General features: G+C 76.1%; 22 protein-coding genes. 12 read left to right on the top strand and 10 right to left on the bottom strand.

Features of this window, described 5'->3' with window-relative positions; translation table 11 throughout:
* Nucleotides 1-24 precede the first annotated feature (24 nt).
* Complete coding sequence (locus ACI769_RS11230) at nucleotides 25-894, bottom strand: ABC transporter permease (protein WP_391516263.1); 870 nt, start codon at nucleotides 892-894, stop codon at nucleotides 25-27.
* Entirely contained in the window at nucleotides 891-2,252 is a 1,362-nt protein-coding gene (locus tag ACI769_RS11225) for a glycine betaine/L-proline ABC transporter ATP-binding protein (RefSeq protein WP_081895783.1), read from the bottom strand. Before ACI769_RS11225 ends, ACI769_RS11230 begins: the two co-directional genes overlap by 4 nt.
* Before the next feature lie 585 nt (nucleotides 2,253-2,837).
* On the opposite strand from ACI769_RS11225, the gene ahcY reads away from it, so the two are divergent.
* The 5 genes from ahcY to ACI769_RS11200 all read left to right on the top strand — a co-directional run bounded on the left by ahcY (nucleotide 2,838) and on the right by ACI769_RS11200 (nucleotide 8,989).
* Entirely contained in the window at nucleotides 2,838-4,391 is a 1,554-nt protein-coding gene (gene ahcY / locus ACI769_RS11220; protein WP_409141593.1) for an adenosylhomocysteinase, read from the top strand.
* A gap of 40 nt (nucleotides 4,392-4,431) precedes the next feature.
* Nucleotides 4,432-5,040, top strand: a complete 609-nt coding sequence (locus ACI769_RS11215) for a hypothetical protein (protein WP_034651704.1) — start codon at nucleotides 4,432-4,434, stop codon at nucleotides 5,038-5,040.
* A gap of 82 nt (nucleotides 5,041-5,122) precedes the next feature.
* A complete protein-coding gene (locus ACI769_RS11210) occupies nucleotides 5,123-6,661 on the top strand; it encodes a sensor histidine kinase (RefSeq protein ID WP_409141592.1) in 1,539 nt (512 codons plus the stop codon).
* 115 nt (nucleotides 6,662-6,776) lie between these two features.
* Nucleotides 6,777-7,436: a response regulator transcription factor gene (locus ACI769_RS11205; protein ID WP_034651737.1), complete on the top strand. Its 660-nt coding sequence runs from the start codon at nucleotides 6,777-6,779 to the stop codon at nucleotides 7,434-7,436.
* A gap of 200 nt (nucleotides 7,437-7,636) precedes the next feature.
* Nucleotides 7,637-8,989 carry an acyltransferase family protein gene (locus ACI769_RS11200; RefSeq protein WP_409141591.1) on the top strand — a complete coding sequence of 451 codons (1,353 nt, stop codon included), beginning with the start codon at nucleotides 7,637-7,639 and terminating at the stop codon, nucleotides 8,987-8,989.
* On the opposite strand, the gene ACI769_RS11195 is transcribed toward ACI769_RS11200, so the two are convergent.
* Complete coding sequence (locus ACI769_RS11195; protein WP_340696746.1) at nucleotides 8,962-9,780, bottom strand: RDD family protein; 819 nt, start codon at nucleotides 9,778-9,780, stop codon at nucleotides 8,962-8,964. The two genes, ACI769_RS11200 and ACI769_RS11195, sit on opposite strands and share 28 nt — an antisense overlap.
* 86 nt (nucleotides 9,781-9,866) lie before the next feature.
* On the opposite strand from ACI769_RS11195, the gene ACI769_RS11190 reads away from it, so the two are divergent.
* Nucleotides 9,867-10,856, top strand: a complete 990-nt coding sequence (locus tag ACI769_RS11190) for a stage II sporulation protein M (protein ID WP_396052412.1) — start codon at nucleotides 9,867-9,869, stop codon at nucleotides 10,854-10,856.
* An 11-nt stretch (nucleotides 10,857-10,867) separates the two neighbouring features.
* Here ACI769_RS11190 and ACI769_RS11185 read toward each other — a convergent pair whose 3' ends face one another.
* The 7 genes from ACI769_RS11185 to ACI769_RS11155 form a co-directional block, all read right to left on the bottom strand.
* Nucleotides 10,868-12,202, bottom strand: a complete 1,335-nt coding sequence (locus ACI769_RS11185; RefSeq protein ID WP_409141590.1) for a winged helix DNA-binding domain-containing protein — start codon at nucleotides 12,200-12,202, stop codon at nucleotides 10,868-10,870.
* 7 nt (nucleotides 12,203-12,209) lie between these two features.
* Nucleotides 12,210-12,332: a hypothetical protein gene (locus ACI769_RS11180; RefSeq protein WP_255179365.1), complete on the bottom strand. Its 123-nt coding sequence runs from the start codon at nucleotides 12,330-12,332 to the stop codon at nucleotides 12,210-12,212.
* 504 nt (nucleotides 12,333-12,836) lie between these two features.
* Nucleotides 12,837-14,129 (bottom strand): DUF58 domain-containing protein, encoded by a 1,293-nt coding sequence (locus tag ACI769_RS11175; protein ID WP_085387531.1) that lies wholly within the window; start codon nucleotides 14,127-14,129, stop codon nucleotides 12,837-12,839.
* A 10-nt stretch (nucleotides 14,130-14,139) separates the two neighbouring features.
* Nucleotides 14,140-15,114, bottom strand: a complete 975-nt coding sequence (locus ACI769_RS11170; RefSeq protein ID WP_034656053.1) for a MoxR family ATPase — start codon at nucleotides 15,112-15,114, stop codon at nucleotides 14,140-14,142.
* Between the two features lie 197 nt (nucleotides 15,115-15,311).
* Nucleotides 15,312-16,580, bottom strand: a complete 1,269-nt coding sequence (locus tag ACI769_RS11165; RefSeq protein WP_253705646.1) for a DUF4350 domain-containing protein — start codon at nucleotides 16,578-16,580, stop codon at nucleotides 15,312-15,314.
* Nucleotides 16,577-17,239, bottom strand: coding sequence for a DUF4129 domain-containing protein (locus ACI769_RS11160; protein WP_144722715.1), 663 nt, complete (start codon nucleotides 17,237-17,239; stop codon nucleotides 16,577-16,579). Before ACI769_RS11160 ends, ACI769_RS11165 begins: the two co-directional genes overlap by 4 nt.
* Nucleotides 17,236-18,672 (bottom strand): hypothetical protein, encoded by a 1,437-nt coding sequence (locus ACI769_RS11155; RefSeq protein ID WP_144722714.1) that lies wholly within the window; start codon nucleotides 18,670-18,672, stop codon nucleotides 17,236-17,238. Before ACI769_RS11155 ends, ACI769_RS11160 begins: the two co-directional genes overlap by 4 nt.
* Nucleotides 18,673-18,876: 204 nt before the next feature.
* Here ACI769_RS11155 and mtrA point away from each other — a divergent pair, with 204 nt between their 5' ends.
* The 6 genes from mtrA (at nucleotide 18,877) to ACI769_RS11125 (ending at nucleotide 26,694) form a co-directional block, all read left to right on the top strand.
* On the top strand, nucleotides 18,877-19,560 hold the full coding sequence (gene mtrA / locus ACI769_RS11150; RefSeq protein ID WP_034655451.1) for an MtrAB system response regulator MtrA: 684 nt from the start codon (nucleotides 18,877-18,879) through the stop codon (nucleotides 19,558-19,560).
* Complete coding sequence (mtrB, locus tag ACI769_RS11145; RefSeq protein ID WP_319946716.1) at nucleotides 19,557-21,398, top strand: MtrAB system histidine kinase MtrB; 1,842 nt, start codon at nucleotides 19,557-19,559, stop codon at nucleotides 21,396-21,398. Before mtrA ends, mtrB begins: the two co-directional genes overlap by 4 nt.
* The gene (locus ACI769_RS11140; RefSeq protein WP_409141589.1) at nucleotides 21,395-23,155 is read left to right on the top strand and encodes an LpqB family beta-propeller domain-containing protein; all 1,761 of its coding nucleotides are present in this window, start codon (nucleotides 21,395-21,397) and stop codon (nucleotides 23,153-23,155) included. The genes mtrB and ACI769_RS11140 overlap by 4 nt, the downstream gene beginning before the upstream one ends.
* Nucleotides 23,156-23,300: 145 nt before the next feature.
* Nucleotides 23,301-24,209, top strand: a complete 909-nt coding sequence (locus ACI769_RS11135; protein ID WP_409141588.1) for a ComF family protein — start codon at nucleotides 23,301-23,303, stop codon at nucleotides 24,207-24,209.
* 270 nt (nucleotides 24,210-24,479) lie between these two features.
* Nucleotides 24,480-25,133 (top strand): ribosome hibernation-promoting factor, HPF/YfiA family, encoded by a 654-nt coding sequence (hpf, locus tag ACI769_RS11130; RefSeq protein WP_021482087.1) that lies wholly within the window; start codon nucleotides 24,480-24,482, stop codon nucleotides 25,131-25,133.
* Between the two features lie 316 nt (nucleotides 25,134-25,449).
* On the top strand, nucleotides 25,450-26,694 hold the full coding sequence (locus ACI769_RS11125) for a winged helix-turn-helix domain-containing protein (RefSeq protein ID WP_409141587.1): 1,245 nt from the start codon (nucleotides 25,450-25,452) through the stop codon (nucleotides 26,692-26,694).
* Nucleotides 26,695-26,971: the final 277 nt, after the last annotated feature.

Genomic DNA, 26,971 nt, shown 5'->3' with positions numbered 1-26,971 from the left:
GGCCGGGGACGGTGGGTGGCGCGGTCAGATGCGCGCCGCGGCGAGGGCGCGCGCCACGGGGGCGCGGTCGCCGAGCGCGGAGGTCACGCGGTCGAGGAACATCGCGAGGATGACGACGGCGAGGCCTGCCTCGAACCCGAGCGCCACGTCGACGCGCTGGAGCGCGGCGACGACGTCCTCGCCCAGGCCGCCGGCGCCGACCATGCCGGCGATGACGACCATGGAGAGCGAGAGCATGATGACCTGGTTGACGCCCGCCATGATCGTGGGCAGGGCGAGCGGGAGCTGGATCTGGCGCAGGATGCGGCCGGGGGTCGAGCCGAACGCCTGGCCGGCCTCGACCACCTCCTTGTCGACCTGCCGGATGCCCAGCTCGGTGAACCGGACGCCGGGGGCCATGGCGAAGACGATCGTCGCGATGATCCCGGGCACGGGCCCGGTGAGGAAGATGACGACGGTCGGGATGAGGTAGACGAACGCCGGCATGGTCTGCATGAAGTCGAGCACGGGCCGCACGACGGCGGAGACGCGGTCGTTGCGCGCGGCCCAGATGCCGAGCGGGATCGCGATGGCGATCGCGAGGACGGCGGACAGCAGGACGAGCGCGAGGGTGTCCATCGCGTTGTCCCACTGGTTCACGCCCGCGATGAGGACGAAGCCGACGAGCGTGCCGACCGCGAGCCGCCAGCCCTTGACGAAGAACGCCAGCGCGGCGAGGGCGATCGCGACGACCCAGAACGGCGGGCCGGAGAGCACGGCGTCGAGCCCGTCGTAGACGCCCACGAGGACGTCCTTGATGAACCGGAAGAGCGGGCGGAACGTGGTGGTGACCCAGCCGACGAAGGCGTCGACCCACTCGCCGAGCGGGATGCGGGGGACGAGGGTGTCGTTCACGCGGCACCGCCTTCCGTCGGGGCGGCCGCGAGCGGGGCGGAGCCCTCCGCCGGTGCGTCCTGGACGACGGGCGTCTGCCCGAGGTCGATCTCGCCGGTCTTCGGCTGGTCGCCGGGGACCATGGCCTCGAGGAGCGTGACGCGGGGGACGACGCCGACGAGGCGGCCCTGCTCGTCCGTGACCGCGACGGGCAGCGGCGACTCCGCGGCGGGGGCGAAGACCTCGGCGAGCGGGGTGTCGGGGGAGACGGGCGCGACGCCCTGGCGCACGAGCCCGTCGAGGCTGTCCTGGCCCTTCTTCAGGGCGGCGACCGCGTCCTCGTCGCGCACGACGCCCTGGAGGCGGCGCTGGCGGTCGACGACGTACGCGGCCGAGACCTGCGCCTCGCGCATCGTGCGGCTCGCCTGGCGGGGACCGCCGGAGAGCGGGACGACGACGGCGGGGCGCACCATGACGGACGACGCCGTGAGGACGCGCGTGCGGTCCACGTCGGCGACGAACTGGGCGACGTAGTCGTTCGCGGGGTCGGACAGGATCTGCTCGGCGGTGCCGATCTGCACGATCCGGCCGTCGCGCATGACGGCGATCCGGTCCCCGAGGTGCATCGCCTCGTTGAGGTCGTGCGTGATGAAGACGATCGTCTTGCCGAGCGTCTGCTGGAGCTCGAGGAGCTGCTCCTGCATCTCGCGCCGGATGAGCGGGTCGAGCGCGGAGAACGCCTCGTCCATGAGCAGGACGTCGGTGTCGGCGGCGAGCGCGCGGGCGAGCCCGACGCGCTGGCGCATGCCGCCGGAGAGCTGCGAGGGCAGGGAGTCCTCCCAGCCGCCGAGCCCGACGAGGCCGAGCGCGGTGCGGGCCTTCTCGCGGCGCTCCGCCTTGCCGACGCCCTGGATCTCCAGGGGGTAGGCGGCGTTGTCGAGCACGGTGCGGTGGGGCAGGAGCGCGAAGTGCTGGAAGACCATCGACACGTGCTTGCGGCGCAGCGCGCGCATCTGCTTGGCGTCGGCCTGGGCGAGGTCGGTGCCGCCGAGCAGCACGTGCCCGGACGTCGGCTTCCACAGCCCGTTGAGCATGCGGATGAGCGTCGACTTGCCGGAGCCCGAGAGGCCCATGACGACGAAGATCTCGCCCTGCTTCACGTCGAACGACGCGTCGATGACCGCGGCGGTGCCGAGCGGCTTGACGTCGTCGCGGCTCGCGCCCTGCTCGAGGCGGCGGATCGCCTCGACGGGGCGGCGCCCGAAGACCTTGTAGACGTCGCGGACCGAGAGCGCGGTCGCGCGGTCGTCGGTGCCGACGGTCGCGGCGCCGGCGTGCGCGGCCGGGTCGGTCGGCACGGGTGTGCTGAGAGCTGTCATGCGGTGGGTGTCGCCACCTTCCGGTCGTGGACCAGCGTCACGCCCCTCCGGAGCACCCGGGTGCGGGCGCTCGACGAGAGGGCACGGCAGGAGGCCCCGGGTGCGAGGACGTCCTCCCTGGGGTGGCGCGTCCGGCCGGTTGCCCCCGCAGGGGCCGGCGCACACAGGGCCTCACGCTGATCCGATGTCAATCGGTTCGCGCCCACCCTGCCTGATTCGAGGTTCAACTTCTACCCAGGACCCCCGCACCGGGGGCGATTCCAGGACGATTCTTGACCGAGCATCGTTGGAATGGCGCGGATGACGGCGGAACCGGGATCGTTATCCCTTCGTGATCTTGAGATGGTCAAGCGTTCGTGTTACGCGCGCGCCCGGGCGCGCGCGCCGGACGAACGGTGGTGCTGCGGGCCCGGGCGGTCCGCGCCCCGGCCGGACGGCGTCGTCCTCGGTAGGCTGGTGCCGGGCGGGCCGCGGTCCCGTCCCGCGCGGACGGGAGCCCCCAGCGCAGCAACCGACCAGTCATCGGCAGCCACCGCCGAGCCGGCACCACCGGCTCCGCCGGCACCGAGAACGCACAGGAGAACCATGTCCACCACAGCGCAGGCCCCGACCTCCGGCGCCACCCCCGGCTTCGACGAGATCCCCGGCCGGTACAAGGTCCGCGACCTGTCCCTGGCCGAGGCGGGCCGCCACCAGCTCCGCCTCGCCGAGCACGAGATGCCCGGTCTCATGGCGCTGCGCGCCGAGTACGGGGAGTCGCAGCCGCTCGCGGGCGCCCGCATCGCCGGCTCCCTGCACATGACCGTGCAGACGGCCGTCCTCATCGAGACGCTCGTCGCGCTCGGCGCGCAGGTGCGCTGGGCGAGCTGCAACATCTTCTCGACGCAGGACGAGGCGGCGGCCGCCGTCGTCGTCGGGCCGCACGGCACGCCCGATGACCCGCAGGGCGTCCCGGTGTTCGCGTGGAAGGGCGAGAGCCTCGAGGAGTACTGGGACTGCACCGAGCAGATCCTCGTGTGGCCGGGGGACGAGTCGCCCAACCTCATCCTCGACGACGGCGGCGACGCCACGATGCTCGTCCACCTTGGCCTGCAGTACGAGCGCGCCGGCGTCGTCCCGCCCGACACGCTCCCGGGCGAGCCCGACCACACCCACGAGATGAACGTCGTGCGCGGGGTGCTGCGCCGCGCGCTCGAGGCCGACCCGCTGCGCTGGACGACGATCGCGCAGGAGATCCAGGGCGTCACCGAGGAGACGACGACGGGCGTGCACCGCCTCTACCAGCTCGCCGAGTCGGGCGAGCTGCTCTTCCCGGCGATCAACGTCAACGACTCGGTCACCAAGTCGAAGTTCGACAACAAGTACGGCATCCGTCACTCGCTGCCCGACGGCATCAACCGCGCGACCGACGTCCTCATGGGCGGCAAGGTCGCGTTCGTCGCGGGCTACGGCGACGTCGGCAAGGGCGCGGCCGAGGCGTTCCGCGGCCAGGGCGCGCGCGTCATCGTGTCCGAGGTCGACCCGATCTGCGCGCTCCAGGCCGCGATGGACGGCTACCAGGTCGCCCGGATCGAGGACGTGCTCGGCGAGGCCGACTTCTTCATCACGACCACGGGCAACAAGGACGTCATCCGCGCCGAGCACCTCGTCGCGATGAAGGACAAGGCCGTCGTCGGCAACATCGGCCACTTCGACAACGAGATCGACATGGCCGGCCTCGCCGAGGTGCCCGGGGTGTCGCGCACCGAGATCAAGCCCCAGGTCCACGAGTGGACGTTCGCGGAGCCGGGCCCCGACGGCCAGCCCGCGGGCCGCTCGGTCGTCGTGCTGTCCGAGGGCCGCCTGCTCAACCTGGGGAACGCGACGGGCCACCCGTCGTTCGTCATGAGCAACTCGTTCTCGAACCAGGTGATCGGCCAGATCGAGCTCTACGAGGACGCGACGGCCGCCGCGCGCGAGGGGCGCGAGCGCGCCTACGCGCGCCAGGTCTACCGTCTGCCCAAGGTGCTCGACGAGAAGGTCGCGCGCCTGCACCTCGACGCGCTCGGCGTCCGGCTCACCGAGCTCTCGCCGTCCCAGGCGGACTACCTGGGCGTCCCCGTCGAGGGGCCGTACAAGCCGGAGCACTACCGCTACTGAGCACTGCCCCGAGTCGTCCGGCACGCGCCGAGGAGGTCGCATGGACCCGTCGTCCGACGAGCGCACGCCGGTCGTGCCCTCGCCCCCCGCGGGCGAGGGCACGACGGGGCCGGCCGACGAGGTGCGCGACGAGCCGCCGCCCGGCCGGGTGCGGCCGCTGTGGCACCGCGTGGGCGACCGCTGGGAGCGCGAGCCCCCGCACGACCTCCTGTACGGCGCGATCGTCGCGGGGTTCGTCATGGCGGTCTCCAGCGTGCACGCCCCGACGGGCGACCGCGTCGTGCTCGCGACGACCCTCGTGGCGGTGGGCTACTGGCTCGCGCACTGCTACGTGGACGCGGTGAGCGGACGCTTCCACGACACCGGGCACTCGCTGTGGGGCCGCACGGTCGTCGCGCTGAGGTCCAACGTCGGGGTGCTCCTCGGCGCGCTCCCCGGGATCGTCGTGTACCTCGTGGCGCTCGCGGCCGGGCTCGACGCCGAGGGCGCCGCCCTCGTCGCGGTGTGGTTCACCGTCGTCCTGCTCGGCGTGGTGGGGTTCCTCGCCGCGTACCGCGCGGGGGCGCGCGGAGGCCTGCTGGTGGGGGAGACGCTGCTCGCCGCGGCGTTCGGCGGCGTGGTCATCGCGGTCAAGTACCTGCTGCACTGACGGCAGGCACGGGGGTTGTCCCCACCCGGGTGCGGCGGACGCCACCCTGTCGTCGCCGCACGCGCGCGCCCAGACTGGCACCATGACTGCCGTGACCCCTGACCAGCCGAGCGTCGTGCCCGCGGGCGATCCCTCGCCGGGCGTGCCCGACGCGGTCGTGCCGACGACGCCGCACCCCTCCGCGGTGCCGTCGTCGCCCGCCGCGCCGTCGGACCCCTCGGCGTCCGCCGTGGCCGCCGCGCCCGGGGTCCCGGGCGCGTTCGCGGGCTCGCAGCCCGACCCGCGGTACGTGGACCACCGCGAGCGGGTCGGCTTCGCGCGCGCACCGTTCGCGGGGCGCACGTGGCGCGAGTACGGGTACCTCTCGCTCGCGCTCCTGCTGGCGCCCTTCGCGTTCTCCTACGGGCTGTTCTCCGTGGTCTTCCTCGTCGCGATGATCGTGCCCGTCCTGGGCCTCGTCGTCGCGGGGTGGGTCGTGGTCGGCGGGCGCGGCTGGGGCTCGATGTACCGGTCGCTCGCGCGGTCCCTGCTCGGGGTCGACGTCGCCGCCCCCGCCCCGTACACGCGCCGCCGCGGCTTCTGGAGCACGCTGTGGAGCGGGATCGGCGACGGCACGGGGTGGCGGGCCGTGCTGTTCCTCCTCGTGACGTTCCCGCTCGCCATCCTGTCCTTCGTCGTGAGCACGGTCTTCCTCGCCGTCGGGCTGGGCGGCATGACGCACTGGATCTGGTCGCGCTGGCTCCCGCTGCAGCAGGCCGCCGACGGGTCGTGGCACCGCGGCGCGCAGTTCGGCGTCGACTGGTACGTCGACACCCCGGCGCGCCAGCTCGGCCTCGTGCTCGTCGGGGCGCTCTTCCTCTGGGTGTGGCCCCACGTCACGCGCGCGTTCGCGCACCTCTTCCGCGTGCTCACCGTGGCGCTGCTCGGCCCCACGCTGTCCAGCCTGCGCGTCGCCGACCTCGAGGAGTCGCGCGGCCGCACGGTCGAGGACGCCGACGCGAAGCTGCGCCGCATCGAGCGGGACCTGCACGACGGCACCCAGGCGCGCCTCGTCGCCGTCGCGATGCAGCTCGGCGAGGCCAAGGAGCAGCTCGCGGCGGGCGGCGACGCGGGCGACGCGCTCGAGCTCGTCGACCTCGCGCACTCGTCGACCAAGGAGGCGCTGGTCGAGCTGCGCGAGCTCGCGCGCGGCATCCACCCGCCGGCGCTCGACAACGGTCTCGCGGTCGCGCTCGAGACCCTCGCGGCGCGCTCGCCGCTGCCGGTGACGGTCGACGTCGACCCGGCCGTCGAGGCGTCCGGCCGGCTCGCCCCCGCGGTCGAGTCGATCGCGTACTTCTGCGTCGCCGAGCTCGTGACGAACGCGGTCAAGCACGCGCGCGCGTCGGGCGTGTACGTGCTCGTGGAGCGCCAGGGCGGCGGCCGGGCGGCCCGCCTGCGCCTGCGGGTGCGCGACGACGGCCAGGGCGGCGCGCGCGTCGTGCAGCCGGGCTCCGACGGTCACCGCTCGGGGCTCGCGGGCCTCGCGGAGCGCGTGCGCTCCGTGGACGGCTCGCTCGAGCTCACGAGCCCCGTCGGCGGGCCCACGGTGGTCACGGTCCTCCTGCCCGTCCGGGTCTGACGTGCTGCGCGCGAACGGGACGGTCCTGCCCGGGCGGCGGGGCGGCGTCGGGCAGGATGTCCCCGGGGCACCGCGCCCGCCCGGGCCGCCCGGCCCGCCCGACCGGAAGGACACCATGCGGCTCGTCATCGCCGAGGACTCCGCCATCCTGCGCGACGGTCTCGTCGCGCTCGTCACCCGTCGCGGCCACGAGGTCGCGGCGGCGGTCGCGGACGGCGACGAGCTCGTCGCGCAGGTCGCGCGGCTCGCGGCGCAGGACGCGCTGCCGGACGTCGCCGTCGTCGACATCCGGATGCCCCCGACGTTCACGGACGAGGGGCTGCGCGCCGCCCTCGCGCTGCGCGCGGCGCACCCCGACCTCGGGGTGCTGCTCTTCTCCCAGTACGTCGAGACGCGGTTCGCGAGCGAGCTGCTCACGGGCGGGGCGCGCGGCGTCGGCTACCTCCTCAAGGACCGGGTCGCGGACGTCGGCGAGTTCGTCGACGCGCTCACGCGCATCGCCGCGGGCCAGACCGTCCTCGACCCGGAGGTCGTGAGCCAGCTCATGGGCGCGTCGCGGTCCGACGACGGTCTCGCGCGCCTCACGCCGCGCGAGACCGAGGTGCTCGAGCTCATGGCGCAGGGCCGGTCGAACTCCGCCATCGCGGAGGCCCTGTTCCTCTCCTACGGCGCGGTCGAGAAGAACGTCACCTCGATCTTCGGCAAGCTCGGGCTGCCGCAGGACGCCGGCGACCACCGCCGCGTCCTCGCGGTGCTGCGCTACCTCAAGGTCTGAGCGGCTCTCAGCGCCTCCAGGTCTGAGCGGCTCCAGGTCCGAGCGGCTCCAGGTCCGAGCGGCGGGGGGGACAACCCCCCGGAACCTGGGTGGACGACCGCGACGCGGTCGGGGGACCCTCCCGTACCGGGACGAACGGGATGTTTCGAGACTGGTGAGCACCGGGAGACCTCCCGGGCCCGCCGACCGAGGAGCATCCCGTGGCCGTCCTGTCGCCACCCCCCGCCCGACCCCGCGCGTCGTCGCACGTCCTCCCGGCCTCACGCCGGACCCGAGACGGCGGCCCGCCGGCCCCGCGCCCGGACCGGCCCGGCGCGGCGGCCGCGGCGGGCGAGGGACCGCGTCGCCCGTCGCGCGACGTGTTCGTCGACGCCGTGCGCGCCGTCGCGACCCTGAGCGTCCTCACGGTGCACTGGCTCATGGCGGACGCGACGTGGGACGGCGAGCAGCTCCGGATCGGGAACGCCCTCGCGCACGGCGCCGGGTGGGCCGTGACGTGGGTGCTCCAGGTGCTCGCCCTGCTGTTCTTCGCGGCGGGCGCCTCGGCGGCATACGGGCTGCGGCGTGCCGGCAGCACCGGCGGGACCGCCGCCCGGGGCCGGGTCGTGACCCGCCCGAGCGCCGCCGCCGACCTGGCCGACGGCGTCCGCCTCGCAGGCGCCCGGCTGCCGCGCCTGCTGCGGCCGGTGGCCGTCTTCGTCGGGGCGTGGGTGGTCGCCGTCGGCGTCCTGCTGGCCGTCGGGCTCCCGGCGGACGCCGTCCGCTCGCTCGCGACGCTCGCGCCGCAGCTCCTGTGGTTCCTCGCGGTCTACCTCGGCCTCGTCGTGCTCACGCCGCTCCTGCGTCGCGCGCTGCACGCCGCCGGCTGGTGGGCCGTCGCCGGGCTCGCCGCGGCCCCGCTCGCGGTCGAGGCCCTGCGGTTCGGCGCCGGGCTCGAGCGGCTCGCGCTCGTCAACGTGGTGCTCGTGTGGGCCGTGCCCTACGCGGTCGGGCTCCTCTACGCCGACGCCCGCTCGGGCCTGCGGGTCGTGCGCCGGGGCCGCGTCGTCCCCGTCGCCGTCGTGCCGCGGCCCCGCGTGCTCGTGGCCGTCGGGCTCGCCGCGGCGGCCCTCGCCGCCCTGCTCGTCGCCGTCGGGCCCTACCCGGTCTCGCTCATCGGCATGCCGGGCGACGCGATGTCCAACCTCGGGCCGCCGACCGCGCCCGTCGTGCTGCACGCCGTCGCGCTCGTCGCGCTCGCGCTCGCCGCGCGGGGACCGCTCGTGCGCTGGGCCGACGGCCAGGGACGGTCCGTCGTCCGCGGTCTCGCGCGACGCTCGATGACCGTGTACCTGTGGCACCTCACCGCGATGGTCGTCGTGGTCGGGGTCGTCCTCGTGGTGCTCGGGCAGGAGCTCCCGGCCGTGGGCGGCGCCGACTGGTGGGCGAGCCGGCCCGTGTGGTTCGGCGCGTTCGCCCTCGTGCTCGTCGGGATCGCGCGCGCCGTCGGGCGGTTCGAGGACGCCCCGACGGGGCGCCGCGCGCGTCAGCGCGTCGGGTCGGGCACCGAGTAGGGGAGCCGGTGGAGCAGCTCGGCCTGCTCGCGCGCGGCGGCCTGCGCGCGGTGGGCCGTCGCGCGGTCCCGGTCGCGGCGCTCGGTGAGCACGGCGAGCAGGAACGTCTCGGGGTGGGTGCCGGGCGGCGGGCCCGGAGCGACGTACCGCTCGACCTGCCCCGCGAGCTCCTGGCCCAGCCGCGCGCGCGACGCCGGGTGCAGGCGGTCGGCGCGCCCGAGGAACTGCCGGGCGGCCAGCGCGAGGCCGTCCGGCAGCCGGCGCATGTCCGCGTGCGCGGCCCACGCGGCGAGGTAGGGCGGCATCGCGAGCGGGGCGAGCGTCGGTCGCCCGCCCCGCACCCGGATCGCGTACGTGCCCGCCGCCATGTCGCCGAGCCGCTTGCCCTTGTCGTTCGTCAGCGACGCGACGAGCGCGACCGAGCCGAACGTGAGCCAGATCTCGCCGACCCCGACGAGCGCCCGCAGGAACGCGTGCCGGAACCGGACCGGGCCGCCGTCGTCGCGCACGACCCGGATGCCGAGCGCGAGCTTGCCGAGGGAGCGGCCGCGCGAGAGCGTCTCGACCGTCGTCGGGATGACGACCATGACGAGGACCGAGAAGGCGATGAGGATCGCGGTGACCATGTCGAGCTCGAGCGAGCCCAGCGAGGCGCCGAGCACGAAGAGCGTCGCGACGAAGAACACGAGCACGACGAGCAGGTCGAGCGCGAGCGCCAGCCCGCGCGTCACGAACGACGCCGGTCGCGCGTCCAGGACCACGCCCTCGCCGATCACGATGCCCTCGCGCACGCCCGCTCCCGTCCTCGCCGTCGCGGGTCCTGCCCGCCCGTCGGTCGGCGCACCGGCGGCACGCCCCGTGTGGCAGGGTATCGGTCGTGGACCTCGACGCCTTCACCGACGTGCACGGCGCGGAGTGGGACCGCCTCGACGCGCTCGTCCGCCGCCGCACGCTCGACGGCGCGGAGGCCGACGAGCTCGTCCGGCTCTACCAGGCCGTCGCGACGCACCTGTCGACCGTGCGCTCCGTCGCGCCGGACCCGGTGCTCATCTCGCGCCTGTCCGTGCTCCTCGGGCGCGCCCGCACGCGCATCGCGGGGGCGCACGAGCCCGCGTGGCGCGACGTCGTGCGGTTCCTCACGGTGTCCCTCCCGGCCGCGCTCTACCGGATCCGGTGGTGGTCGGTCGGCGTGACCGCCGCGTGCCTCCTCGTCGCGCTCGTCGCGGGCGTCTGGGTCGCGACCACGCCCGAGGGCCTCGCCTCCATGGGCCCGCCCAGCACCCAGGAGGAGTACGTGAACGACGCGTTCGCGTCCTACTACGACCCGGGCGTCGACTTCGCCGCCGTCGTGTGGACGAACAACGCGCGGATCGCGGCCTTCTGCGTGGGCCTCGGGATCACGGGGGTGTTCCCCGCGTGGGTCCTGTTCCAGAACGCGGTCGGCATCGGCTCGATCGGCGGCATGATGGCCGCGCACGGCGAGCTCGCGCTCTTCCTCCAGCTCATCGCGCCCCACGGGCTGCTCGAGCTCATGTCGATCTTCGTCGCCGGCGCCGCCGGGCTGCGGATCTTCTGGGCGTGGATCGACCCCGGCCCCCTGCCCCGCTCGCGCGCCCTCGCGCAGGAGGGCCGGGCGCTCGTCACCGTCGCGATCGGCCTCGCGATCGCGCTCGCGGTCTCCGGCGTCATCGAGGGCTTCGTCACCGGGTCGGAGCTGCCGTGGTGGCTCAAGATCGTGATCGGGGCGGTCGCGCTCGCGGCGTTCTGGGTCTACACGATCGTGCTCGGACGCCGCGCGGTCCGGGCCGGGGAGACGGGCGACCTCACGGCCGACCACGCGGGCGACACCGCGCCCGTCGCGGCCTGACCCGCGACGCCTCAGCCGTCGACGACGACGCGCGCCCGCGCGTCCGGCCACCCGCACCGCACCCAGTCCTCGGCGCGCGCGACGACCTCGTCGCGCACCGCGGGGTCGCGCAGGCGGTCGGCGAGGCTCGGCGCCTCGCCGCCGGGCGCGCCGGGGCCGCTCCGTGCGCGCAGCGGCCGCACCTCGACGTGCACGGCGACGTCCGTCCCGTCGGCCGGGCGCGTCCCGTCGGCCGGGTCCGCCGCTCGGGCGCCGCGCGCGGCCGCTGCTCGGGCGCTGGGGGTGCCTGGGTCCGCTGCTCGGGCGCTGCGCGCCGCCGGTGCCGCCGGGCGGGCCGTCCAGGCGCCCGCGACGCGGCCGTCGACGAGGACCGCCGCCGCGACCTGACCGTTGACGCTCACGACGCTCGTGACCGGCAGGTCCCCGAGGACGCGCGTGCGGTCGTCGTGGGACAGGAGCAGGTTGTCGAAGTCGCCCGCGAGGACCACGGGCACGGGCTCGTCGCCCGGCGGGCGCGGCGCGTCGGGCAGGTCGAGGAGCTCGGTGCCGGCCGGGCCGGTGAACGTCACGAGCTCGGGCCGCAGCACGTCGACCGCGGCGCGCAGCCGGGTCAGGCCCGCCCAGCGCTGCGCGTCGGCCACCGACGCCGGGCCGAACGCCGCGAGGTACCGGCGCACGAGCCGCACGCGCGCCGCGAGCGTTGCGTCCGGGTCCGTGCCGTGCGCGACGGCGTCGAGGGCGTCGTCGGCCCGACCGAGCCAGGCCTGCGCCGTCGTCCAGGTGGTCGTGGTGCCCGCGCCGCTCGCGCCCCACAGGCCGCGGGGCGGGACCTGCACGAGCGGGAGCAGGCAGCGCGCCGCGTACGCGAGGTGCTTCGGGTCGACGTCGGGCCAGCGCTCCGCGAGGCGCCGCCCCAGCTCGACCGACGTCAGCGGCTCCGCGAGCAGGTCGCGCGCCGCGCGCTCGAGGTCGTCGAGGTCGACGTGCGCGAGCGCGGTTCCGTGCTGGTTCCGCGACCGCAGGTAGGTCGCCAGGCCGGGGCGGGCGAGCGCCGTCAGCTCGAGCGCGTCGTCGGCCGCGACGAGGTGCACCGTGCCGCGCAGCGTCGCGACGCGCACCACCTGGCGGTCGAGCAGGCGGTCGCCCAGGTCGTCCGGCGCGAAGCCCGCCAGGCGCGACCAGAGCGCCGGGTACGGCGACGACGGGACCTGCGACTGCAGGCCGACGAGGTGCCGCACCTCGTCCGGCACGGTCGCGTCGCGCGGGGCCGCGAGGTGCTGGCGCGCGAGCAGCGCCCGGTTGAGGTCGTCGTCGCTCAGCCGCGGCCCGAACCGCTCGTCGGCCATCGGCCCGTCAGGACAGGACGATCGCGAGCGCCGGGACGAGGAACGTCGCGAGCAGCGCCACCACGACGATGATCGCGACGCGACGGTTGCGCCGGACGCGCTGCCGGGGATCGGTCGGCTGCCAGGCCACGGGAGTCTCCTGAGGTCGGGATGGACGTGCTGGACGACCCTACCTCCCGCCCCTGACGGTCGGGGGAGAAGGCCCCTGCACCACCTCCCGCGAGGTAGAGGCCTGGTCTCCCGAGGTAGAGCCGTGGTTCCGCGAGGTAGAGGCGTGGTTGCGCGAGGTAGAGCCGTGGTTCCGCCAGGTGGAGGCGTGGTCGCCCAGGGTGGGCCTGCCCACGCTCGAGGGGACGACGACGTCGGGCCACCTCAGACGGGTTGCGCGCCGACCGGACGGTCGTGGCGCCCGACAGGGCGCTTCTGGTGGCCCGGCGCCGCAGACGGAGTCGGGATCCCTGCTCGGCGAACCCGGGCACCCTCGTCCCGTGAGACCTGGCCTCTACCTCGCGCGGCCTCGGCTCTACCTCGTGGGACGACGCCTCTACCTCGTGAGACCGGGCCTCTACCTCGTGCGACCGTGGCTCTACCTCGCGCGACCACCGGCTCCGGCTCGGTGGCCCCCGGCGGGGGCTCAGAGGCGGCCGGCCGCCTTGAGCGCGAGGTAGGTGTCGGCGAGGCGGGGGGCGAGGTCGTCGGGGAGGGCGTCGACGACCTCGACGCCGCGCTGGCGCAGGACCGTCGTCACGGCGGCGCGCTCGATCTCGCCGCGCGCGGCGGCCGCGGCGTCGTACACCTCGGCGGTCCCGGTGCGGTCGTCGCGCAGGGCGGCGACCTCGGGGTCGCCCGCCGCGGCGAGCACGACCTGGTGCTTGGCCGTGAGCTGCCCGACGACGGGCAGCAGGCCGGACTCGACGGCGGCGGCGTCGAGCGTCGACAGGAGCACGACGAGCGCGCGCTGCGACAGGCGCTCGTGGACGGTGCCGACGAGGCCGGGCCAGTCGGTCTCGAGGAGCGCGGGCTCGAGCGGCGCGAGGGCGTCCGCCATGGCGGGCATGAGGCGCGGCCCGGCGGCCCCCGCGACGCGCGAGCGCACGGTGCGGTCGTAGGCGACGAGCTCGACGCGGTCCCCGGCGCGCCCCGCGAGCGCGGCGAGCAGGAGCGCCGCCTCGATGCTCGCGTCGAGGCGCGGCGCGTCCCCGACGCGCGCCGCGGACGTGCGGGACGTGTCGACGACGATGAGCACGCGGCGGTCGCGCTCGGGCCGCCACGTGCGCACGACCATGTCCCGGCCGCGCGCCGACGCGCGCCAGTCGATCGAGCGGACGTCGTCGCCGAGCACGTACTCGCGCAGCGAGTCGAACTCGGTGCCCTCGCCGCGCACCTGCACCGCGGCGCGCCCGTCCATCTCGCGCAGGCGCGCGAGGCGGCTCGGGAGGTGGCGTCGCGACGCGAACTCGGGGAGCACGCGCAGCCGCCCGGGCACGGGGATCGACGCCTGGCGCGCGGCGAGCCGCAGCGGGCCGAACGAGCGGATCGTCACGCGGTCCGCGACGCGCTCGCCGCGGCGCGTCGGGACGAGCACGGTCGTCACGCGCGTCGCCTCGCCGGGCGGCAGATCGACGTCGTGCCGGTTGACCTGGGTCCCCGCGGACGGCGGCCACGCGTCGCGCACGAGCGCGCGCAGCCGCCGCGGGGCGAGGTTCGTCAGCGTGAGCCGGGACGCCGTCGCGTCGGTGAGCCGCACGGAGCCCGCGACGCGCCGCTCGATCGCGACACGCCGCGGGGACGCCGCGAGGGCCGCGTCGAGCGCGCACAGCGCGACGACGAGCAGCGTCCACACGAGCACCGTCCCCGGCACGGGGACGAGCAGCACGGGGACGATCCCGAGCGCCGCCAGCACGACGGCGCGCCACGTCAGGGCCACGAGCGACGCCTCAGCGGGGGACGGGGACGGACGCGAGCACGGTGTCGAGCACGCTCTCGGCCGTCACGCCCTCCAGCTCGGCCTCGGGCCGCAGCTGCACGCGGTGGCGCAGCGTGGGGTGCGCGAGGGCCTTGACGTCGTCCGGCGTCACGTAGGAGCGGCCCGAGAGCCACGCCCACGCGCGCGACGTGGCGAGCAGCGCCGTCGCACCGCGCGGGGACACGCCGAGGGACAGCGAGGGGGAGTGGCGCGTCGCGCGGCACACGTCGACGGCGTAGCCGAGCACCTCGCGCGCGACCTGGACGCGCGCGACCTCCGCGCGGGCGCGGTCGAGCACGTCGCGCCCGGCGACGGCGCGCACCCCGGCGCCCGCGAGGTCGCGCGGGTTGAAGCCGGCGGCGTGCCGCGCGAGCACCTCGACCTCCTGCTCGCGCTCCGGCAGCGGCAGCACGACCTTGAGCAGGAAGCGGTCGAGCTGCGCCTCGGGCAGCGGGTACGTGCCCTCGTACTCGACGGGGTTCTGCGTCGCGATGACGAGGAAGGGGTCGGGCAGCGGGCGCGGCGTCCCGTCGACCGAGACCTGCCGCTCCTCCATGGCCTCCAGGAGCGACGCCTGGGTCTTGGGGGGCGTGCGGTTGATCTCGTCGGCGAGCAGGAGGTTCGTGAAGACCGGGCCCTCGCGGAACGAGAACTCGGCGGTCCGCGCGTCGTACACGAGCGAGCCCGTGACGTCGCCGGGCATGAGGTCGGGCGTGAACTGCACGCGCTTCGTGCCGAGGTCGAGCGACGCGGCGAGCGTGCGCACGAGCAGCGTCTTGGCGACGCCGGGCACGCCCTCGAGCAGCACGTGGCCCTTGCAGAGCAGCGCGATGAGCAGGCTCGTCACGGCGCCGTCCTGCCCGACGACGGCCTTGCCGACCTCGCTGCGGACGGCGGCGAGCGCCTGCCGCAGCTCGGGCGACGGCGCGGGCGGGGCGTCGTGCACCGGTGCGGGGGTCGGGGTCGGGGCCGGCGTGGCGGGCGCATGGCCCTGGGCGTACGGCGCCTGCGGGGCGGGTGCCTGCGGTCCGGGCCGGTGCGCGGGCTGGCCGGCGGCCGCGCTCACGCGGTCGGCGGCGCCCGGGTCCTGGGCGGGCGGCGCGTAGCGGTCGGGCTGCGGCACGGAGCCGTCGGGGTGGTGCGTCACGAGTGGTAGACCTCGCTCTCGATCCGGTCAAGGTGACGCGCGAGCTCGAGCAGCGCCGCGTCGTCGGCGGGTGGTGGTCCGTACAGGAGCTGGGCGACCTGGTCGCCCGGCCGACCCGTCGCGCGGGCGACGGCGTCGACGACGGTGGGGGCGTCGGCCGAGCGGGGCAGGCCGAGGCGGTGCGCGAGACGGTCGGCGGCGCTCGCGCGCAGCCCTGCGGCGGCGTGGCCGCGCGCCCCGGCGCGTCGGTAGAGGCGGCCGCGGCCGCGCGTCGTCTCGGCGGCGCGCACGATCACCGGCAGGTCCTCCGTGACGAGGGGGCCCAGCCGGCGGCCGCGCCACAGCACGACCACGAGCAGCACGACGAGCGCCTGGAGGGCGACGACGCCGAACCACGGCGGCAGGGACAGCCCGGGGGTCGTGCTCCCGTCGTCGGCGAGCGACGTGTCGAACGGGTCGGGCACGAGCCACACGAGACGGTCGTGCGCGCCGAGCGTCCAGAGCGCGAGCGCGGCGTTGCCGTCCTCGGTGACCGAGTCGTTGCGCAGGACGGCGGGCGTGTCCACCGCGCGCACCGTGCGCCCGTCGGCCTCGTGCACGAGGTAGGCGCCCAGGGACGGGTCGTCGGGGGAGGGGAAGCAGAGGACGGTCGCGTCGTCGAGCGCGACGAAGCCGACGCCGTCGGAGCGGATCGAGCCCGCGGCCTGCGCGGCCGGGTCCGCGCAGCGCGCCGGTCGTGCCGACCCGCCGGAGCCCCAGTCGTACGCGAGCTCCGCGCCGCCGTCGGTCGCGGCGGCGAGCAGGTGGTCGGGCGGCGCGACGAGCACGAGGTCCGTGGGGGTCCCGACGAGCGCGTCCACCTGCTCGTCGAGCAGGTAGTCGCCCTGCGCGACGAGGAGCGTGCCGCCCTCCTCGGCGGCGCGCACCGCGTCGGCGACCGTGCGCACGTAGGTGACCTCGACGCCCTGGTCGCCCAGCACCTGCGCGACCGCGCGCGCCCCGGCGGGGCCCGGGTTGTCGGGTGCGAGCGGCGTGGCCGACGTCGCGGGGCGCGCGAGCGCCGTCAGCCCGGCGAGCAGCAGCAGCGCGCCGACGACGGCGACGGGCCAGCGCGCCCGGCGCCAGCGGCTGCGGGCCCGCGAGCGGGCGGTCGTGCCGTCGCCGACGACGGGCACGTAGGCGGTCGTCACGGCTCGCGGGTCGCCCGACGCGCCCGCGGAGGGCGCCGCACCGGGCGGGACGGAGGACGTCGTCGGGGCGCTCATGCGCCGTCACCGGGCGCGGACGCGGCGAGCTCCGCACGGAGCGCGGGGCGCGTCGCGAGCGTCCGCTCGTCGAGCGCGCGCAGGAAGGCGTCCGCCTCCGGGCCGACGGTCACGGCGCCGTACGCGACGTCGTCGAACAGGTGCGCGCCGCGCTCGAGCCCGTCGGCGACGTCGGGCAGGCGCTCGCCCGCCGTCCGCGCGGCCTCCCACGCGGTCCGTCCGGGACGCGGGTCGAGGACCGCGCGCTCCTCCAGCGAGCGCACGACGGCGCGGAAGCGTTCGAGCGCGGCGGTCGCCCAGTCGGCGCGCGCCGCGGCGGCGTCGGCCGCGGCCCGCATCTCGGCCGCGGTGCGCGCGTCGTCGTCGAGCACGACCACCGAGGCCTTCGCCCGGCGCGACAGGCGCACCGGGCCGGCGACCCAGTAGGCCACCGCCGCGACGAGGGCGACCGCCACGACGACGACCACCGCCGTCAGCGGGCCGCCGAGGTCGAGCGTGGGCGCGCCGTCGAACAGTCCCTGGAGCCACTCGAGGAACCGCTGCAGGAGCGACGGGTCCGTGCGGTACTCCGGCCCGGCGAGCTCGCCGACGAGCCACCGCCGGGCCTCGTCGGCGCCGGGCTGCACGGGCACGTCGGCCGCGAGCGACCGCACGGTCATGCGGGCGGCTGCTCGCTCGCCGCCGCGGCGAGCTCGACGTCCAGGCCCTCGCGGCGCATGCGCACGTCGATGTAGAGCAGGGCGACGATGCAGCCCAGGAAGACCGAGGTGAGGATCATCGAGAGCGCGACGCCGATCGCCTGCACGAGGTGGTACAGGAAGGTCTGGCCCGCCATGAGCAGGAACGACGCGGCGAGGCTCGCGGGGTACGCGACGATGCCGGAGACGAAGCTCATCGCCACGAGGGCGAGCAGGTAGATGCCGAACAGGCGCCAGAAGCTGCCGCGGGTGAGCAGCCACGCCCGCTTGACGGTCCGCCAGAACGGCTGCCCCTCCAGCGCCAGGGCGGGAGGCACGAGGCCGGTCCGCGTCCCGACCCAGACGAGGAGCACGGGCCAGGCGAGCAGGGCGACGACGATGAGGAACGCGCCGAGCCCCTCGGAGACCGCGAAGCCCGCGACGACGAGGAGCGTGGCCAGGCCGAGCGCCACGGACGCAGCCAGGCCGGTCAGCAGGGGGAACGCGATGAGGAACCACGTGCGCCGTCCGACCTGGGACCAGACCTCGCCGACACCGGCCTTGCGCCCGATCGCGGACTGGCCGACGGAGACCGTGAGGAGACCCGCGATGATCGGCGCGGCGAAGAACGTGGTCACCTGGATGCCGAGGGAGCTCGCGAGCGTCGTGGCGAAGCTCTCGTCGAAGCCGGGGAAGGTGGCCTCGTCCAGCACGACGTCGAAGTACTGGGCGACGTAGCCGGAGAACGCCCAGCCCAGGAAGGTGCCGAGCAGCGTCGCCACCACGACGACGAGCGCGCTCATGCCGAGCACGACCCGGGGGTTGTGGCGGATCGCGCCGAACGCGCCGTCGAAGATCTCGCCGAGCGACAGCGGGCGCAGCGGGATGATGCCGGGCTTCGCCGCGGCCGGCGCGTAGGGCGCGCCCGCGAGGCCGGGCGGCGGGCCGTAGCCCGGCGCGCCGTACTGCTGCTGCCCGTACTGGCCCTGCCCGAACTGCTGCTGGCCGTAACCGGGCTGCTGGCCGTATCCGGGTTGGCCGTCCCCCGGCTGCTGGCCGTATCCGGGCTGGCCGTACCCCGGCTGCTGCTGGCCGTACCCCGGCTGCTGGCCGTAGCCCGGCTGGCCGTAGCCCGGCTGTCCGGGAGCGGCGCCGGGCGCACCCCACGCGCCGGGTGCGGGCGGCTGGTCCGTCGGGGGGTGCTGACCGGGCTCCTGGCCGGGCGCGTACTGGCCGTACCGCGGCTGGGGCGCCGACGAGCCGTGCGCACCGTAGCCGGGGGCGCCGTACGAGGGCGCGCCCCAGCCGCTCGCGTCGCCGCCCGGACCGGGCGCGGCGGGCGGCGTGGGTCCGGGGGCCGCCGTCGGGTCGGGCGTGGCACCGTCCGGCGTGCCGGAGGTGTCGGGTGTGCTCATGTGCTCGTGGTCCCCCGCGATCGGCTCGGGCGTCGGTCCAGGCCGCCGGGCGAGGATCGGCAACGGCGGCGAGGCCACCCTAGTACGCGGCCCTGCGCGGCGGCCGACCGGCTCGCGCCGCCGGGTGCGCCCCGCCCGCGGGTTCACCCTCGCCGCGGGGCCCGGCCGCCCCGACGTCGGGCCCGTCGATGGCAAGATGTCCGCATGAAGGTTCGTGTGCTCGTGGTGGACGACGACACCGCCCTGGCCGAGATGATCGGCATCGTCCTGCGCTCCGAGGGCTTCGAACCGGTGTTCTGCGCGGACGGCGACCTCGCGCTCGAGACGTTCCGCACCACGCAGCCGGACCTGGTCCTGCTCGACCTCATGCTCCCGGGCAAGGACGGCACGGAGGTGTGCCGCCTCATCCGGGCGGAGTCGGGCGTCCCGATCATCATGCTCACCGCGAAGAGCGACACGGTCGACGTCGTGCTCGGCCTCGAGTCGGGTGCCGACGACTACATCTCCAAGCCGTTCAAGCCCAAGGAGCTCGTCGCCCGCATCCGGGCGCGCCTGCGCCGCACGGAGGAGCCCGCCCCCGAGCACCTGTCCATCGGCGACGTCGAGATCGACGTCACGGGGCACCGCGTGTCGCGCGGCGGCGAGCAGGTGTCGCTGACCCCGCTCGAGTTCGACCTCCTCGTCGCGCTCGCGCGCAAGCCGTGGCAGGTCTTCACGCGCGAGGTGCTCCTCGAGAAGGTCTGGGGCTACCGGCACGCGGCGGACACGCGGCTCGTCAACGTCCACGTGCAGCGCCTGCGCTCGAAGATCGAGCACGACCCGGAGAACCCGGAGATCGTCCTCACCGTGCGCGGCGTCGGCTACAAGGCGGGCGCGACCCGCACGTGAGCACGACGGCCGGCTCCGCCGACGGGCGCGGGCGAGGGCTCTGGCGCCGCGTCCGGCGCCGGGCGCGCGCGACCGTCCGCCGCGTGGTGTGGCGCTGGCGCTCGTCGATGCAGCTCCGTGTCGTCACGTCGGCGCTCGTCGTCGGCGTGCTGACCGTCGGGGCGCTCGGCGCCTACCTCACCGACGCCATGCGCGACGGCCTCTACGAGCGGCGTGCCGCCGAGCTCGACCAGGAGAGCGCCCAGTCCACGCAGCAGGCGCGCCGCACGCTCGACGCGTCGCCCGCGTCGACGCCGACCGAGGCCCAGTCGCTCCTCTTCGACCTCTTCTCCATGCTCCAGACCACCGGGTCGTCGCGCGACGTCTTCCTCTGGCAGTCCGGCGGGTCGGGCACGGTCGGCTTCCTCGACCAGTCGACCGACCAGCAGCTCGACGGCCTCGTGTCGCCCGAGATGCGCGCGGCGACCGTCGCGGCGGACGGCGAGCAGTACCTCCAGTCGGTGGCGATCCCGGTCGACCCGGCGCACCCGGAGTCGTCGGGGGTGGTGCCCGGCATCGTCGTGGGCTCGACCGTCGAGGTGCCGGTCGCGGGCACGTACGAGCTCTACTACCTCTACGACCTCGAGGCCGACCAGGAGACGCTGCGCTTCCTCCAGTCGGTCCTGCTCGTGGGGGCCCTCGTGCTGCTCGCCCTGCTCGTCGGGATCACGGCGCTCGTCACGCGCCAGGCGGTGCTCCCGGTGCGCCAGGCCGCGAGCGTCGCGGAACGGCTCGCGGACGGCCGCCTCGACGAGCGGCTCCCGGTCAAGGGCCACGACGAGATGGCGTCCCTCGCGCACTCGTTCAACGAGATGGCCCAGAGCCTCCAGGAGCAGATCGGGCGCATGGAGGAGCTGTCGATGCTCCAGCGCCGGTTCGTCTCGGACGTGTCCCACGAGCTGCGCACGCCGCTCACCACGATCCGCATGGCCTCCGAGGTGCTGCACGCGTCGCGCGAGGACTTCGACCCGGTCTCGCGACGCTCGACCGAGCTCCTGCAGGCCCAGCTCGACCGGTTCGAGGACCTGCTCGCCGACCTGCTCGAGATCAGCCGGTTCGACGCCGGCGCCGCGGTCCTCGACGCCGAGCGGCGCGACCTGCGCGACGTGGTGAACGCCGCCGTCGACCACGCCGCCCCGCTCGCCGAGCGCAAGGGCGTGTGGCTGTCGGTCCACCTCGGCGACGAGCCCGTCACGGCCGACATCGACCCGCGGCGGGTCGAGCGCATCGTGCGCAACCTCGTCGTCAACGCGATCGAGCACGCCGAGGAGCGGCCGGTCGAGATCACGGTCGACGGCGACGGGCACGCCGTCGCGGTGACGGTCCGCGACCACGGGGTCGGGATGACGACCGACGAGGTCCAGCACGTGTTCGACCGCTTCTGGCGCGCGGACCCCGCTCGCGCCCGCACGACCGGCGGCACCGGCCTCGGGCTCGCGATCTCCCTGGAGGACGCGCACCTGCACGGCGGGTGGCTCGAGGCGTGGGGCCGCCCCGGCCGGGGCGCGAGCTTCCGGCTCACGCTCCCGCGGCGCGCCGGGATCCGGCTCCAGTCGTCCCCCCTGCCGCTCGTCTCCGAGGCGGCCACCGGCCGCGGGCTGCCCGCGGAGTGGAGCGTGCGGACGCCGGTCGTCGAGGACGTCGAGGGGACGGCGGGCCCCGCCGACCTGCCGTCGGTCACGGGCGGCATCCCCGTCGTCATCCCGCGCGACCACGCGCCCCAGCCCGGCCGGGCGACGGTGCCCGGCTCCGGCGGCGGTCCGGCCGCCGGCCCCGACGACGTCCAGGAGGGGCGATGACCACGACGGGGACCGTGCGGCGTCCGACCACGGGGCAGGCGAACCTGCGGCGCCGGGTCGGGCGCGCGCTCGCGGCCGGGATCGCGGCCGCGGGGGTCGCCGCTCTCGCGGCGTGCGCCTCGATCCCCACGTCCGGGCCGGTCGTCGAGGGCGAGGCGACGCCGGAGGACCCGGGCCAGCCGTTCGTCAGCGCCGCCTCGCCCCGCCGCGACGCCTCGCCGGACCAGATCGTCCGCGGCTTCCTGGCCGCCCAGGCCCAGGGCGCGCGCGGCTCGTTCGACGTCGCGTCCGAGTTCCTCACGCGTGACGCGCAGGACGACTGGTCGCCCGTCTCCCAGGTCGCGATCCTCGAGGACGTGCCGCAGCTCGACGTCGACGAGGCCGCGATCGAGGGCGGCACGACGACGGTCCGCGCCACCGCCGACGTCGTGGGCACCGTGGACGAGCGCGGCGTCTACACGGAGCAGGCGCCCGGCCGGACCACCGAGGTCTCCTACGGCCTCGTCCGCGACGCCGACGACCAGTGGCGCATCGACGTGGTCGACGACGGGCTGACGATCACGGCCACGAACTTCGCCCGCACCTTCAAGCAGGCCAACCTCTACTTCCCGACCCTCGACCGGGCCTACCTCGTGCCCGACGCCCGCTGGTTCCCGAGCCGGAACTGGCAGGCGCTCGCGGTCCGCGAGACGCTGCGCGGACCGGCGGACTGGCTCGCAGGGTCCGTCGCGACGGTCGCGCCCGAGGGCACCTCGCTGAGCATCGACTCCGTGCCGCCGGTGGAGGGCAGGGTCGCGGTGCCCCTCACCGACCCGGTGACCGCGGCGTCGCCGGCCGACCGCGCGATGCTCATCGCGCAGCTCCAGGCCTCGCTCGGCGTGCCCGTCGACATCACGGTGGGCGTCGGCGGCTCGGAGCTCTCGGCCGACGACGTCCCGACCATCGGCGTCGCCACCACGCCCGATGAGCCGGTCGTGCTCTCGGGCGACCAGGTCATGAGCCTGGAGGGGCGCACGACGCGGGCGGTGACGTCGGCCGCCCCGCTCGCCGGGCTCCAGCCCACCGCGCTCGCCTTCCGCGGCCGGGCCGACGACGCCACGTACGTCGTGCGGGACGGCGCAGGGCGGCTCGTCACGGCGCCGACGGCCGAGGCCGGGCCCGTCACGCTCCTCACCGGGACGAGCCTCGTCGCGCCGTCGATCGACCGGTTCCAGTACGTGTGGAGCGGCCCGCAGGTGCAGGCAGGGTCGTTGCAGGTCGTGGACCTGCGGGAGGCCGGCAGCGACGCGGCGGTCTCCGAGGTGGCCGCGCCGTGGCTCGACGGGCGCACCGTGATGTCGCTGCGGGTCGCGCCCGACGGCGCCCGGGTGGCCGTCGTCAGCGACTCGGGATCCGGGGCGCAGGTCCACGTCGCGGGCATCGTCCGCGACGAGACCGGTCGGCCGACCCAGCTCTCCGCACCGGTCCGGGTCGGGCAGCCGATCGCCGCCGCGACACAGGTGACGTGGGTCGACCGCGCGCTCCTCGGCGTGCTCGGCCGGGCGTCCGGGGAGTCCGAGGTCGTCGTCCAGCGGGTGCCCGTCGGGGGGCCGACGGTCGCCGCCTCGCCCGTCGAGGGCGCCGTCTCGCTCGCGTCGGCCACGGGCGTCGGGACGACGCTCGTCGGGACGAGCGACAGCAGCCTGTACGCCGCGGGCACGTCGAGCCTCTGGACCAAGATCGCCACCGAGGTCCGGCTGCCCACGTACCCCGGCTGAGACGCCGCGCGCCCGGCGGCGCGCGGCGCGCCGGGCGACCACAGGCTCCCGGACGGCGCGGGTCGGGAGCCAGCGGTGCGCGCGTCGTCCACAGGTGGCCGGTCCGCCGGTGCCGGACGCTCGCGCCACCGGGCACGCTGACCCGGTGCTCCTCTCCGCCCTCGACGACGTCGCCCGCCTCGTCCTGCCCGTCGCGTGCCCCGGCTGCGACGCGCCCGACGTCCGGTGGTGCGCGCCCTGCCTCGCGCCGCTGCGCGCCCCGCTCCGGCGGCGCGAGCGTGGGGCGCCCCGCCTCGACCGGCTCGACGGCGTCGCGCCCCTGCCGGTGTGGGCGCCGGCGGCGTACACGGGGCCCGTGCGCGGCGTCGTCGTCGCCTGGAAGGACCGCGGCAGGGCGGACCTCGACCGGCCGCTCGCGGACGCCGCGTGGCGCGCGGGCACCGCGCTGGGGCCGGTGCTCGGAGCCGTGCTCGGGCAGGGGCGCGGCACCGCGCTCGGTCCCGCGCTCGGGTCTGGGGTCGGGGCGGTCCCGGGGGAGGGGTCCCGGGGGTGCCCGGTCCTCGTCGTCCCGGCACCGACGACGCGGGCCGCGCGTCGCGCCCGCGGGCGCGACCCCGTCGCCCTGCTCGCGCGTGCGGTCGCCGCCGGACTCGACACCTCGGGAACCCCCGCCCGGAGCGCCGCGCTCCTCGTGCACCGCGGGCGCGCCCGGGACCAGGTCGGGCTCGGCTCGCGGGCGCGCGGGGCCCGTCTCGGCACGGTCGCCGTCGCCCCCGGGAAGCTCCTCGGGGCCGGTGCCGGAGGGCTCGTCCGACCGCTCGTCGGACCGTCCGCCGGAGCGCGTCGAGGACGGCCCGGGCGGCGCCCGTCGACCGGTGCACCGGCATCGGTCGTGGCGTGCCTCCTCGTCGACGACGTCGTCACCACGGGAGCCACCCTCGCCGCGTGCGAGAGGGCTCTGACCAGCGCGGGCGCTCTCGTGCTGGGCGCCGTCGCGCTCGCCGCGACCCCGTCGCCGGGCGAACGACGGCGGTCCGCCGGGCAGCCTCCGTGAGGTCCGCGCCGCGCGGGTCGAAGGTCCCCTCGTTCACCTTCCGTTGGTGCTGCCGACACCCCGGGCCCGGGGTTAGGCTGAGGGCCAGTCGCCGCGGACGACGGACGTGCAGGACACGTGCGCCGCCGCGCGAGCGTACCGAGCGCGCGGCCCTGCGCCGCAAGGAGGTGGTAGCCCACCGCACCCGGCAGCGGGTGCTCCTACCGAATCCGAACGAGGCGCCCGGACGCACCGGGCCGGGCGTCGCACTAGATCCTCGCGGAGGCTCACATGGAGATCGTCGTCGTCGGCAGGCACACGGAAGTGGCAGACCGCTTCCGCCGGCACGTGGAGGACAAGCTCGCCAAGGTCCAGCAGCTCGCGCCCACGGCGCAGCGCGTGGACGTCGAGGTCACCCACGAGAACAACCCGAGGCTCTCGGGGGTCCGCGAACGCGTCGAGCTCACCGTGCGGGCCAAGGGACCCGTCGTCCGCGCCGAGGCCGCGGCCGACGACCGGTTCGGCGCCCTCGACCTCGCGATGGACAAGCTCGCGGAACGGCTGCGCCGCGCCCGCGACCGTCGCAAGGACCACCGCAACCACACCGTCGTGCCGCCCGTCGACGTGCGTCCCTACGACCCGGCCACGCACGAGGCACCCCCGCCGCCGGCGCCGACCGCGCCGACCGCGCCCGGGGAGGCCGTCGAGACGACGCTCGGCGACTCGCCCGTCGTCATCCGGCAGAAGCTGCACACCGCGGAGCCCATGACGGTGGACGACGCGCTGTACGAGATGGAGATGGTCGGCCACGACTTCTTCCTCTTCGTCGACATCGAGACGTCGCGCCCGTCCGTCGCCTACCGCCGCCGCGGCTGGACGTACGGCGTCGTCGCGCTCGACACGTCCTGCGACTGCGCCGACGCCTCGGTCGAGAAGAGCGCCTGACCGCACCTGACGCGCCCGGACCCTCGAGGGTCCGGGCGCGTCGTGCTGTCCGGGCCCGTCGCCCGCTGACCGACCCCGCCGCCCGCTGACCGACCCCGCCGCCCGCTGCCGGCCGCCGCCCGCCGCCCGCCGCCCGCCGCCGACCAGGCGATCCCGGTCGGCCGAGCAGGTGGTCGTGGCGGGTCCGGCCGCCGGGACGCGCCAGGACCGCCTGCTCGGGGGGAGCGGGTGGGTGGGCGGGCGGGCAACGGGTCGGCGTGTGGGTGGGGGCGGGCAGGATCGGAGGGTGGTCGCCACGCCGTCGAGGTCCGAGTCGATGTCCCTGTCCCAGGCGCGCCGTGTCGCGCTCGCCGCGCAAGGGCTGCACCGGGAGCGCCCGGACGGCGGCGCGCGTGCCGGGTCCGGGGGCCGTGCACCGACGATGCGGCAGGTCCAGGGCGTCATCGACCGCCTGGGGCTCCTCCAGATCGACTCGGTCAACGTGCTCGCGCGGGCGCACCTCATGCCACTGTACGCGCGGCTCGGCCCGTACGACACGGCGCTGCTCGACCGCGCGGCGGGCCGTGCGCCGCGTCGGCTCGTGGAGACGTGGGCGCACGTCGCGTCCTACGTGCCGCCCAGCACGTGGCCGCTGCTCGAGTGGCGCCGCCGTCGGTACCGCACGGAGGCGTGGGGCACCATCAGCGCGGTCGAGATGAGCCACTCCGAGGCGGTCCAGGACGTGCGGCGGCTCGTCACGGAGCGCGGCCCGATCACCGCGAGCGAGGTGCACGAGATCCTCGAGACCGAGGGGCGGGCGCACCCGCGCGACCGCTCGCAGTGGGGCTGGAACTGGACGGTCGCGAAGCGCGCGCTCGAGTTCCTCTTCTTCACGGGGGAGATCACGTCCGCGCGGCGCAACGGCGCGTTCGAGCGGTGCTACGACCTCACGGAGCGCGTGCTCCCGCCGGAGGTCGTCGCGGCACCGCCGGTCGCGGACGCCGACGCCGTCCGGGCGCTGCTGGAGATCGGCGCCCGCGCGCACGGGGTCGGGACGCTGCGCTGCTTCCGCGACTACTTCCGGCTCAAGGGGCCCGCGGTGCGGACGGCGCTCGACGAGCTCGTCGAGGCGGGCACCCTGCGCCCGGTGACCGTGCGGGGCTGGGACGAGCCGACCTACCTGCACGCGGACGCGGCGCTCCCGCGGCGCGCGACGGGGACGACGCTGCTCAACCCGTTCGACCCGCTCGTGTTCGAGCGGACCCGCCTCGAGCGGCTGTTCGACGTGCACTACCGGATCGAGATCTACGTGCCCGCGGCGAAGCGGGTCCACGGCTACTACGTCCTGCCCTTCCTCGAGGGCGAGGCGCTCACCGCGCGCGTCGACCTCAAGGCCGACCGTCGGGCCGGGGTGCTGCGGGTGCAGTCGGCGCACCGCGAGCAGGCGGCCGGGCCGCAGACGGCGGCGCGCCTCGCCGCCGAGCTGCACGTGCTGGGCCGGTGGCTCGGGGTGCCGGAGGTCGACGTCGCCCCGGTGGGGGACCTGGCGCCCGCGCTCGCCGCCGAGGTCGCGGCGCACTGACGTCGTCGCTGGCGTCGCCGCCGCCGCGGTCGTCCCGACCGCCTCGTCGGCGGTGGACGAGGCGCCCGGCCCGGGTGGCCCTCGCCGTAGGCTGGCGGACGACGTCGCGGGGGAGAGGTTCGTCGTCGGCGAAACCCGGACGGGACCGGCGCGGCCCCGACTCCCCTACGATGTTGTGTGACGTTGCCGACGTCCGCTGCCGTGCGCGCCCGCGCGGCAGAGCGTCGGCTCTGCTCCCGGACCAGCCGGCCCGGGCACCGATCGATACGGGAGTCCT

The organism is Cellulosimicrobium sp. RS (genome assembly GCF_046159675.1).
GTDB lineage: Bacteria > Actinomycetota > Actinomycetes > Actinomycetales > Cellulomonadaceae > Cellulosimicrobium > Cellulosimicrobium funkei.
This window is presented reverse-complemented; position numbering and strand designations above follow the sequence as displayed.

Excerpts from the sequence above, each read along its gene's own strand:
- ACI769_RS11225 (WP_081895783.1), bottom strand. The coding sequence starts at position 2,252 with ATGACAGCTCTCAGCACACCCGTGCCGACCGACCCGGCCGCGCACGCC.
- ahcY (WP_409141593.1), top strand. The coding sequence starts at position 2,838 with ATGTCCACCACAGCGCAGGCCCCGACCTCCGGCGCCACCCCCGGCTTC.
- ACI769_RS11215 (WP_034651704.1), top strand. The coding sequence starts at position 4,432 with ATGGACCCGTCGTCCGACGAGCGCACGCCGGTCGTGCCCTCGCCCCCC.
- ACI769_RS11210 (WP_409141592.1), top strand. The coding sequence starts at position 5,123 with ATGACTGCCGTGACCCCTGACCAGCCGAGCGTCGTGCCCGCGGGCGAT.
- ACI769_RS11205 (WP_034651737.1), top strand. The coding sequence starts at position 6,777 with ATGCGGCTCGTCATCGCCGAGGACTCCGCCATCCTGCGCGACGGTCTC.
- ACI769_RS11185 (WP_409141590.1), bottom strand. The coding sequence starts at position 12,202 with ATGGCCGACGAGCGGTTCGGGCCGCGGCTGAGCGACGACGACCTCAAC.
- ACI769_RS11165 (WP_253705646.1), bottom strand. The coding sequence starts at position 16,580 with ATGAGCGCCCCGACGACGTCCTCCGTCCCGCCCGGTGCGGCGCCCTCC.
- ACI769_RS11160 (WP_144722715.1), bottom strand. The coding sequence starts at position 17,239 with ATGACCGTGCGGTCGCTCGCGGCCGACGTGCCCGTGCAGCCCGGCGCC.
- ACI769_RS11155 (WP_144722714.1), bottom strand. The coding sequence starts at position 18,672 with ATGAGCACACCCGACACCTCCGGCACGCCGGACGGTGCCACGCCCGAC.
- mtrA (WP_034655451.1), top strand. The coding sequence starts at position 18,877 with ATGAAGGTTCGTGTGCTCGTGGTGGACGACGACACCGCCCTGGCCGAG.
- ACI769_RS11140 (WP_409141589.1), top strand. The coding sequence starts at position 21,395 with ATGACCACGACGGGGACCGTGCGGCGTCCGACCACGGGGCAGGCGAAC.
- hpf (WP_021482087.1), top strand. The coding sequence starts at position 24,480 with ATGGAGATCGTCGTCGTCGGCAGGCACACGGAAGTGGCAGACCGCTTC.
- ACI769_RS11125 (WP_409141587.1), top strand. The coding sequence starts at position 25,450 with ATGTCCCTGTCCCAGGCGCGCCGTGTCGCGCTCGCCGCGCAAGGGCTG.